Origin of the sequence: Curtobacterium sp. MCBD17_021 (assembly GCF_003234525.1) — a bacterium.
Lineage (GTDB): Bacteria > Actinomycetota > Actinomycetes > Actinomycetales > Microbacteriaceae > Curtobacterium.
This window is the reverse complement of sequence record NZ_QKTS01000017.1, coordinates 48861-58447: the sequence shown is the minus strand read 5'-3', so window position 1 is coordinate 58447 and position 9587 is coordinate 48861. Positions and strand designations below refer to the sequence as shown.

Sequence of the window (9587 nt, the reverse complement as noted above, 5' to 3'; positions counted from 1 at the left end):
ACGCCAACGTGGTCTGGGGAAGTTGACCCCGGTCGAGTACGAGACGATCATCAACCCACAGGTCGCACTCGCGGCCTAAACGAACGAGTCAACTCAACCTGCAGCAGTCCCCGACTTGTCCAGGGCACGACGGATTGACGAGGCGCCGACCTGCAGAGTGGTGGCGATCGTGTCCCACGTCGCACCATCGGCACGCATCTGACGCGCCACCGCGATGCGGTCAGGCGTCATGACAGTCGGGCGCCCGCCGCGGCGTCCTCGAGCAGCTGCCGCGGCCAGGCCGGCGCGAGTGCGGTCGGAGATGATGCGTCCGTTCATCTGAGCGAAGGCGGCGCAGATGTGGAAGAACAGCTCCCCTCCTGCAGTCGTGGTGTCGAAGGGCTCGGTCAAGGACCGGAACTCCACCCCGCGCTCAGACAGCTCGGTCACGATCGTGACGACGTCCGTCATGGACCGCCCGAGGCGGTCCGTGGAGTAGACCAGCAGGACGTCGCCCGTTCGGAGGTACTGCAGGCACTCCGTCAGTCCCGGTCGAGCCGCGTTCTTCCCGGTGAGCTTGTCGCTGAAGATCCGGTCGGCTCCCGCCGCGCGCAGAGAGTCGACCTGGGAGTGCAGACTTTGATCCTGCGTCGACACCCGTGTGTAGCCGATGACCGCCATGCCTACCGTCCGTACCCGTTCTGCTGACTTGCCCCTGGGACGTCACGCTCGTGGCGGTAGTCCGAGATCTGCGCGGCGCCCGACCCAAGCCCACTCCCCCGCCCGGGCGGTTTCGAGTAGTGGGTCTTGTAGAGGTCCGCGAGCTTCTGCAGCTCGGGGCTCAGTTGGGGCGCCGGCGGCTCGGCTGCGCGGCGCTCGACCGTGATGGCCTTGAACACCTCGACCAACTCCTCCGGGTGCACGGCCAGGTACCCGAGGTCGGGCCCGGAAAAGTGGGAGCGCTGATTCCAGACCTCTTGGGGGACGGCGGCGTAGTTCAGCTCGAAGGGTGACTGCTCGGCGACGTGCTCGAGGAACATCTTCCCCGTCCGGCCGTTGCCTTCCCGGAACGGGTGCGCCTGGTTGATGTTCGCGTAGACGATCGCCATGTTTACGGCGAAGGCGTCACGGGTGAGAGTCGACCACTCAACCGCGCCGATGGTCCCGCTCGCCTGAGCGAAGTAGTACGGGATCTGCTGCGGGTCGGCGAACGACCGGTCGCCCTTGGTCATCCCGAACGGCCTGACCTTGCCAGCCCAGTTGGGATACAGGTGCCCGAAGAGCGCCTTGTTGAGCTGTTTCGCGTGCTCGAGGTCGTACGTGCGCGCGATGGGCACTCGGCCGGATGCGATGTCCTCACGCACCAGGCCAGCGAGCTTGTACTCGAGCCGCTGCAGCGTCTCGGCGTCGCGGATGCCCTCGGTGTTGCGCATGACCCGCCGCGACTGCGGGTGCGTGGCCGGGTAAAGCGTGCTCTCGAAGTCGGGAAACGACTCGTCGAAGGACTCGCCTGCCACTAGCCTGCGGCGCGGATGTGCTGGCGAGAGTCCTCGACCTCAGCGAACGCGGCGCGCATGTACTCGGCCCTCGAGATACGACCCGTGGCGTAGCCGACCATCAGCTCGACGTCGGCCCGGTTCGCCTCCCAGCCCTCGTGAGCATCGCTCCCGAAGTTGCTGACCACACGACGACGCAGGGCCTCGTCGACGCCGACGAAGAGGTCCGGGTAGAGCTCGGACACGTTCACACCAGCTGCACTCATGAGACCCCCTGATTCGTCGTCCCAGTCTACCAAAGACGGCCGAAAAGGTCGATAGGTAGGTTTCGGCAGAAATGGTTTCGGTCACGAGTTTCGAGCTGTGGGGAGCTTCGCTCGGTGTCGGCCCGTTTTCGCTTCGCTCTGTGTCGTCAGGAGGCGGGCGGATTTACTCCGCCGCGCTGGATCGCTCGGTAGACCGTCGAACGGGCGACACCGAACAGCTCCGCAATCTCGCTCGTCGTGTGCGTGCCGGCACGGTGTAGCGCGACCAGGTGCTTCTCCTGCGAGACGGAGAGCTTGGGCTTTTTGCCGCGGAGCTTGCCCGCGGCCTTCGCGACCGCCATTCCCTCACGTGTGCGTGCGCGGATGAGGTCGGCCTCGAACTCTGCCACCATGCCGAGGACGTTGAACAGCAGCCGTCCCACGGGGTCAGTTGGGTCGTAGACGGAACCGCCGAGGTTCAACGTCACGCCCTTCCGCGTGAGCTCGTCCGCGATGTCACGAGCGTCGGGAAGCGACCTGGCGAGTCGATCGAGCTTCGTCACAACTAGGACGTCACCCTTCCGAACCGCGGCGAGGGCTTCGCGGAGCCCCGGCCGTTCACGGTTCGTCCCGGTCATGCCGTGGTCTACGTGCACGTGCTCGGGATCGACGCCGAGTGCGTGGAGGCCGTCGCGCTGTGCGGCGAGGTCCTGGCCGGAGGTCGAGACGCGGGCGTAACCGACGAGCATCCCACGACTGTAGCGTTTGAGGCACCTTCACCGGGCATTTTCGCGGGACAGTCTTACGGGAATCAAGAGTCCAGGTAGTTGCTGGTTTTGCTCGTCGGTCCGCGATGTCCGCACCTGTACCGGTGGACGACCGGCTTGCGGGACACCGTGCTTGGCTGTCAGACGTGGCAGATAAATCTCGTGGCACTGTGCGTGTCGATGCGGCACTGGAGCACGTGCCCGCCCTCATCCGGTCGGCAGTGGCAGGCATCCCACGGTCCTCGATCACCGACATCGATGACAGCACTGCGGTCGTCACACAACGGTCGGGCGTCCTGATCCCCCGTGCCGAGGTCATCACTCTCGGGTTTCAACCCGCCGAAGACGGTCGGGTGGAGGTTGTGATCTCGGCCGCTCGGCGCGGAGGGCTGGCTGCTCCCGACGCAGTGCCGTCTCAATTCGAGAAGTCTCTCTTGGCGTCGATCCGCACAGCCTCGGAGACGGCGACGCACTAGGCGCGCGTTAGCCGATCGGCTTCTGGGACGCGATCACGACACGGAACGGTGCGAGAACGCACGACACCGAACGAAGCTGCTCACACCCTGGGGAGCGATCCGGGTCCGTCGCGGCTGCTCAGAAACGATCGTTTTTGACCGTCAGTTGGTCAGCGCCTCCGAAGCTTGAAGAGCCCGATGGTGATCGCCAGCAGCCCCGCAGGTAGGCCGATGACCATCAGCGTCCCGCCTCGCCCTGCCGGGGAGTCACCAGACTGCGTGGACACGAGGATTAGCACGACCGAGATTGCGCAGAGCGCGATACCTCCGCCGATGAACTGCATGGCCGACGATCTGTCCTTCGACGACATGGGGGTCCTCTCATTCGGGAGCACTTGCGCAGCTCTGACGCTACGTGATCGCACCAGCGCCAGCCCCACCACAACGATGGTTTGCGACCGCATCAACGTGAGCGTTGAGAGATATACTGCTTCCGGAGCGTGCACCTCTCTGCATGCGGCGGTCATCCGCCGTTTCTGATGCCTCTTCAGTTGGCGTCCGTGACGCGTACTGAGAAAATACGGGATTCTTACTCTGTGAACCTTCTCCCTTTTGATTGGCAAGCCGTCGTAGCCGTTGCCGTTTCCGTCCTAGGACTGGTTGCGACCTTCTACACAGCTTTTGGTTCAACCGCGCGACGCCTTCGTAGCGATCTCACTACAGACGTCCAACTTGTGGCCGAGCTCGAGGGCGACGTGAAAGACGACCTTCAAAAAAGCGTCACCGACCGTTCCTACCGCCTCGTTGCAGCTACCCGCTATCCGAGCGTGACGTGGTACGAAGCTGCGCTCGCTCTCTTGCTGGTTCCGTTGTTTTGGTTGCTGTTCAGCGCGCCCGGTAACCTGCACGCACTCGCTGAGAAAGACGAGGTCGAACCCATACTGTTGGGTCCCGGGCAAGGCATCATACTCATGATCGTCTTCGTGACGTACGACGCTTTGGTGCGTTCGTGGTCCGGTCGGGCGGCGGCACGGGTTGTCTACGTCTACCGGCGACTTGGCGACGATGAAGCGCGCGCACTTGTTCGACTACTCGCGTTTCCGGCAAACCTAGTCCCAATTGTATTTTTCTTCGCGCTCGCTTCCGGCATCCTCCTCAACGTCATGGAACTCACCGAATTTGCGTCCTGGCCGTCAGGGGCGGCGGTTCTGATAACGACGGTCATTTCCGGGGGCCTGATCTGGTCCCTCATTCGCATCGGTTCTCGCGAGGACCTATTCAAGTATCTGCGCTTCTATACGGACGTCCTTTACGCCGGCGCCGACATACCCCGTCTTCGTCCAGTTGAGCTTGGTCAAACGGAGGAAGAGCTGGCGCGCTACCAGGCGGCATACGATCGCCGATTCCCCGGCAGGCGTCGCACCACGGAGTGACACTGCTCGGATCAGTGCAGGCTCCGCGATCGGTCTTGGCTCAGGCGTGGTTGCCACAGGTCCAACCCAGCATCCGCTGCGCACGGACCTGAAACGATCATTTGCGCCTCACTCTATGCTTTGAGCATGGCTCGTGTGGACCCACTGCAAATCGCTGTTGCTGCCTACGCAGCCGCAAACTGGAACGACTCGGACTGGCGTGTGCTGGGACGCGAGACCGGGACGAGCGACATCATCGACCGTCACCCGCGGTTGTACCGCTCGCTGGGGTTCGGTGACCCGGACTACCCAGACGCCGCAGCTGAAGTCGTCGGGCAGATTCTCGCCTCCGAAGCAGTCGAAGAGGACTCCGGCGAGGCCGGCCGGATGGAACTGTTCGCCGATTCCATGCCGAACTTGGTCACGTGGGTGGAGGAACATGCTCCGAACCGGACCAAAAAGCTCTTCAAGGACTACTTACAGTCGCGCGATGCATCGGAGATTCCCCCTGCTTGGCGGAGCACGCCCACAAACGGGATGGAGGAAGATCTTGAAAACTGGTTGATGGAAACGCCGAGCTCGACGCCGCCCATCCTCAGCTGGCAGGAAGAACTGTTTGACCAGCAGAGATCCACAGCCGCACCGGCCGCACCGGCGGCCGCGCCCGCAGCGAAGCCCTCGTCCGCACCCACCGCTGAGCAGCCGGAATCAATCTTCATCGTTCACGGCCACGACGAGGCAGCGTTGAACTCGATCCGGATCTTCGTTCACAAGCACACGGGCATCATGCCCATTTCGCTTGCGGAGGAGGCCGGCCGTGGGCAGACGATCATCGAGAAGTTCGAAACGTACGGGGTGGCCGCGTCCTTCGTGATCGTCCTACTCACGCCGGACGACGTGGGCCAGACCGTCGGGGATCACCAGGCAGGTACCGAGCCGAAGGCGCGTGCACGCCAAAATGTCGTCCTCGAACTGGGCTACTTCATTGGCAAGATCGGTCGGGAAAACATCGTCGTCGTCGACGCTGCAGTGGAGCGCCCCTCCGACTTGGCCGGACTGAGCTACGTCGAGTACCCGGGCGCGAACTGGAAAGACTCGCTTCGCACCGAACTGGACGCCGCTGGCCTGGTTCAGGGGTGACCCACGCCGTCCTAACCGGCCGGAGGGAGTGGCCGCTGCGTGCTCGAGCGTGGTCGGAGAGAGTGACCTGCTCGAGCGGTCTAGGAACGGAACTCGGTTTGCTTGGTCATGGTTGATCCCGTCGATGGTGTCGCACACCGGTGACACCACGCTGCTCTGCGTCTCGCTGCTCGTCGTCGGGGTCGTGCCACTGCAAAAGCCGAGTGGCGGCGCCCTGGTACTGGCCCTTGTTGGCGTGGATGGCGCAGTCGTGGTTGTCGTGGTCGAACGCGGCCCGGTAGTACCGATCGGCGTCGAAGTCCGCTGCGATGAACGCGTTTCGGATGGCGTCGAGCTCCGCCTGTCGGGACTCCCAACCCCACCGTTGTCCTTGTCGGAAGATCGCCCATTCCCGGGCGGTGAACTCCCCCACCGGGATCTCCGTCCCGGGATCCTCGGCCGGTGGTGCTTGGAGCTCGTCGTAGTCCGCCGGCCGTGAGAAGACGTCCTCGACCAGTGCCGGTGCGGACGCCGGCGTGGGCTGGCTTCTCACGGTGTCGCTCATGATGCTCGGCTCCTTGTGCTCGAGGCGGGCGCGCCCGGTCAGGCGGTCAGGGTGGCGATCTTGTCGGGCCGGAAGCCGGCCCACTCGTCGGTGTCGGTGATGACGATGGGAGCCTGCAGGAGTCCCCGTTCCTTGAACTGCTCGATGGTCTCGATCGGCTCGTGCTCGAGGTCGACGACGGTGTACGCGATGCCCTTGCCGTCCAGTGCCCGGTACGTGGCGGTGCACTGCACGCAGCTCGGCTTGCTGTAGATGGTGACGTTGCTCATGATCCTCAGACCCCTCCCGATCAACTTCTCTTCTGACCGTTTCCGGCTAAGGGGACCGAGTGAGAGCGGGAGCGACGGCAACCAGGGACCGTGGAATACCGGACTGAGCGCAGCGAGGGAGGATATGCCGCGAAAGCCCTGATCACCGACGTGAAGCGAGCTACGATCGACCCGCCGGAAAGGTCAAAGGATGGGTGCTCTGCACTGTCCCGCGGAGCGGGCCCGTCAGACCGTCGGCCTCCGTGCCGACGGTCACAGCTCTGACACTCCCCCACTGTCACTGTGCTACCTAAATGCAATCAGTGTGATAGCAGTCTGCTACTGCTTGGCGTCGTAGTCGTCGACGCCGCGACGGAGCAGTTGCAGCATCGTCTTGTGGAAGCTGCGATCCTCCGCGGCCGCGATCCGCTGGATGGCGCGCGGCAGCTCCTCGTCCGCCCACCGGACGAGCGAGGTGGAGGGGACGTCGCCGGTCGGTTCGGCCGCCGGGCGACGGGCCGTCGTCCGTGGCGTCCGCGGCGCGGACGGCTGCGTCGGCGGGGTGGACGGTGATGACTGGGTGGGCGCCGGCGTCTCGGCCTGCGGCACGGCTCCGTCGCCGAAGGCGGCGATGGCGGCGGCGCGCTCTTCCTCGGTCCGCGGGGTGCGCTTCTTGATCGCCATTACGCGACTACCTCTCCTGCGAGTTCCTGGATTTCGGCGCGGGCCTTGGGGTTGGTCCACTCGACCACGCCGAGCCCTTCGCCGATGACGTCGCGGTACGCCTTCCGCTCGTAGACGACTGTTTCGAGCGGGGCGATCAGCGGGTACTCCGCCAGGTACTCCCCCGCGTCCGTCCGCTCGGACCCGTTGGGGTTCGTCGGGGCCTGCGTGATGAGGCCGCGGACGACCAGGTCCGGGTTGAGGTCCTGGGCCTGCTCGATCAGCTCGGACATGTGCGGCAGGGTGTCGAGGTCGAGCTGCGAGGGTCGGACGGTGACGACCATCCGGTGCGCGGCGGTCATCGCCGTCCGCATCTCCTTCGAGTCGTTCCCGGCGACGTCGACGAGGACGACGTCGTACCGGCCGTCAAGGTCCTTGAGCGTCGAGTAAAGGTTCCCCAGCTTCTCGACCGCGGCGACGGTCGGCGTGTGGCCGGCCTCGACGCGGTCGGCGTGCCACCGGGACAACGACCGTTGCGGGTCGCCGTCGACGGCGCACACGTCCTTGCCCTGCTTCGCGAGTTCGACGGCGAGGTTGGTGACGATGGTCGTCTTACCCGGCCCGCCCTTCTGGCTACCTACGACGATGATCATGCTTCCATCCTACTTCCATAGTGCTATCAGTGCAATAGCAAAGCGGTAGCAGTTGCAAACTGCTATCAGGTTGCTATCGGGGGAGCGCGAGGGGGCTCGCCCCCTCGCCCGCCCGGGTCACGGGGTGGGCACGCGCGCTACTCGGTAGCCGCGGCCTGGTCGAGGGCGTCGAGTCGGCGAAGCTGCTCGGCGATGGCCTCGAACCGTTCGGCGCGGGTGGTGTGGTCGCGGTGGCGGCGGCATCCGTCGACGTAGCGCGCGGCGTCCTGCCGCGCAAAGCTGGCGCTCTGATCGGCCCATGCGAGGCTCTGGCCGAGCGTGTACGGCGGTGCGTAGCCGAGGGCGGCGAGCCGCTGGGAGTTGGGCGTCTCGGGGGCTACCGCTGTCGGGTTCGTGGTGGTCGTGGCCATGCTCGGTGCTCCTGCCGTGCTGCGGTGCTATCGCTTCCACGCCACTTGTGGAGTGATAGCACGTTGATATCCGGGGGAGAGGAGCCGGTGGGGCCGCCTTCGCGGCGGCCCCACCGGCGCTCACTGCTCCGGGTCGTCGTCGTCCTCGGGGTCGGGGTTGAGGATCCCGGCGACCTGGTGCGCGGCCGTGAGCACTCGGGCGGCGGTGGAGCGGATCAGCTCGGTGTCAGCGTCGGACCATCCGGCGACGTATCCGATGCTGTAGGCGGCGGTGTCGAAGCCGACGAGTCCGGCGACGACGTAGGCGACGCTCTCGGCCTCGGTCTCCATGAGTCCGCGGTGCTCGGCGTACTCGGTCAGGTCGTCGGTGTGGCCGAGGACGATGTGCGCGAGCTCGTGAATGAGCGTCTTCGCGCCGTGCTCGGGGGAGAGGTGCGAGCCGATGACGACTCGGCGGCCCTCGGGCTCGGTAAAGCCGTTGCGGCCCTGGCCCGGCTCGGTGTGCTCAACGCTCCACCCGTCCGCCTCGAGGTGGGCGGTCAGGGTGGCGATCACGCCGTGATCGTCCGTCCCGGTGAGGGGCGCGGCGAGCGTCGACGGGTCGGCGGCGTCCGGGTCGACGGGGTCGGTCTGGGCAATGTCGAACACCGACAGGATCGGGAACCGGGGGTAACGCTTCTCCACGTCCTCGCCGTTTTCGTCCTGCTCGGTCACCTTCTTGGTGCTGTAGCCGAAAATGCGGAGCGACTTCTCTCCCTTGCGGACCTGGCGGCCGAGGGCCTGCCACTTGCGGAACCCGGCGACGCGCTCGGCGTCGGGGCGCTGGCTGAGGATCAACAACACGTTGTTGAGGCTGTAGGCGTGGAACGCGGCCGCGAACGCGAGGAACTGCGTCCAGCGGTCGGAGTCGCGCAGCTGCTCGACCTGGGTGGCGATCGACTCGTGCAGCGCCTCGGCCTGTGCTTTGCGCTCCTCCGGGGTGACGGACGGGCGGCGCGTCTTGGCGGGCTTGCGGCTGCTGGTGCGGGATGCGGTGGTGGTCATGGCTCTCTCCTGCCGAGTGGTTAGTGTCGGAGCGGGGGAGGGGGCGATTACGGTTCGCCCCCTCCCTCCTGGTCACTGCTCGGGCTGGTCGCGAGTGAGGGTGTCGACGAACATGACGAACTCGGGGCCGGGGATCGTGGCCGTGTGGGTCAGCGCCCACCCGTTCCGGCCGAACCCGGCGAGTTCCTGGTCGCGCTCGCCCAACTTGCGGAGCTGGCGCTGCAACTGGCCCTCTTCGACGACGGGGACTGCGGTGGTGACGGTGGTGATCTGCTGCATTTGGGGTTCCCTCCCTCTCGTTGTTTTGCCGTGAAGGCGACTTGTCGCCGCTAGGACGGGAGGGCGTAGTGCAACCCCTTGGGGCGGCGGGGGAGAGAGTCTCGGCGCGAAATCAGGGAGCTTGCGACCGCGTGCCGAAAGTTTCGGAGGAGCCGGCGGCTTGCCGCTTGCGCGGAGCCCGGACGGACGTACGCTGCCGAAGGCTTCTCGGCTAAACAACGGGCCCGTAGGGCCGGACAGCGCCGGCGCTCC

General features: G+C 65.6%; 13 protein-coding genes. 2 read left to right on the top strand and 11 right to left on the bottom strand.

Features of this window, described 5'->3' with window-relative positions; genetic code table 11:
- Positions 1-93 precede the first annotated feature (93 nt).
- The 4 genes from DEI83_RS13965 to DEI83_RS13950 all read right to left on the bottom strand — a co-directional run bounded on the left by DEI83_RS13965 (position 94) and on the right by DEI83_RS13950 (position 2469).
- Positions 94-660 carry a recombinase family protein gene (locus DEI83_RS13965; RefSeq protein WP_111082548.1) on the bottom strand — a complete coding sequence of 189 codons (567 nt, stop codon included), beginning with the start codon at positions 658-660 and terminating at the stop codon, positions 94-96.
- Positions 661-662: 2 nt separating this feature from the next.
- Positions 663-1412, bottom strand: coding sequence for a Fic family protein (locus tag DEI83_RS13960; RefSeq protein WP_146243355.1), 750 nt, complete (start codon positions 1410-1412; stop codon positions 663-665).
- 83 nt (positions 1413-1495) lie between these two features.
- On the bottom strand, positions 1496-1741 hold the full coding sequence (locus DEI83_RS13955) for a hypothetical protein (protein ID WP_146243354.1): 246 nt from the start codon (positions 1739-1741) through the stop codon (positions 1496-1498).
- Between the two features lie 146 nt (positions 1742-1887).
- Entirely contained in the window at positions 1888-2469 is a 582-nt protein-coding gene (locus DEI83_RS13950) for a recombinase family protein (RefSeq protein WP_111082545.1), read from the bottom strand.
- Positions 2470-3502: 1033 nt separating this feature from the next.
- Here DEI83_RS13950 and DEI83_RS13935 point away from each other — a divergent pair.
- Positions 3503-4375, top strand: coding sequence for a hypothetical protein (locus tag DEI83_RS13935; RefSeq protein ID WP_181431235.1), 873 nt, complete (start codon positions 3503-3505; stop codon positions 4373-4375).
- A 126-nt stretch (positions 4376-4501) separates the two neighbouring features.
- Entirely contained in the window at positions 4502-5494 is a 993-nt protein-coding gene (locus DEI83_RS13930; protein ID WP_111082542.1) for a TIR domain-containing protein, read from the top strand.
- A 106-nt stretch (positions 5495-5600) separates the two neighbouring features.
- Here DEI83_RS13930 and DEI83_RS13925 read toward each other — a convergent pair whose 3' ends face one another.
- From DEI83_RS13925 to DEI83_RS13895, 7 genes are all read right to left on the bottom strand, one after another.
- Positions 5601-6038 carry a hypothetical protein gene (locus tag DEI83_RS13925; RefSeq protein ID WP_111082541.1) on the bottom strand — a complete coding sequence of 146 codons (438 nt, stop codon included), beginning with the start codon at positions 6036-6038 and terminating at the stop codon, positions 5601-5603.
- Positions 6039-6076: 38 nt separating this feature from the next.
- The gene (locus DEI83_RS13920) at positions 6077-6307 is read right to left on the bottom strand and encodes a glutaredoxin domain-containing protein (RefSeq protein ID WP_111082540.1); all 231 of its coding nucleotides are present in this window, start codon (positions 6305-6307) and stop codon (positions 6077-6079) included.
- 318 nt (positions 6308-6625) lie between these two features.
- Positions 6626-6970 carry a hypothetical protein gene (locus tag DEI83_RS13915; RefSeq protein ID WP_111082539.1) on the bottom strand — a complete coding sequence of 115 codons (345 nt, stop codon included), beginning with the start codon at positions 6968-6970 and terminating at the stop codon, positions 6626-6628.
- Positions 6970-7602 carry an AAA family ATPase gene (locus tag DEI83_RS13910; protein ID WP_111082538.1) on the bottom strand — a complete coding sequence of 211 codons (633 nt, stop codon included), beginning with the start codon at positions 7600-7602 and terminating at the stop codon, positions 6970-6972. The genes DEI83_RS13915 and DEI83_RS13910 overlap by 1 nt, the downstream gene beginning before the upstream one ends.
- 137 nt (positions 7603-7739) lie before the next feature.
- On the bottom strand, positions 7740-8012 hold the full coding sequence (locus DEI83_RS13905) for a hypothetical protein (protein WP_111082537.1): 273 nt from the start codon (positions 8010-8012) through the stop codon (positions 7740-7742).
- Between the two features lie 120 nt (positions 8013-8132).
- Positions 8133-9056 carry an ArdC-like ssDNA-binding domain-containing protein gene (locus DEI83_RS13900; RefSeq protein ID WP_111082536.1) on the bottom strand — a complete coding sequence of 308 codons (924 nt, stop codon included), beginning with the start codon at positions 9054-9056 and terminating at the stop codon, positions 8133-8135.
- Between the two features lie 72 nt (positions 9057-9128).
- Positions 9129-9335, bottom strand: coding sequence for a hypothetical protein (locus DEI83_RS13895; RefSeq protein ID WP_111082535.1), 207 nt, complete (start codon positions 9333-9335; stop codon positions 9129-9131).
- Between the last annotated feature and the right edge of the window lie 252 nt (positions 9336-9587).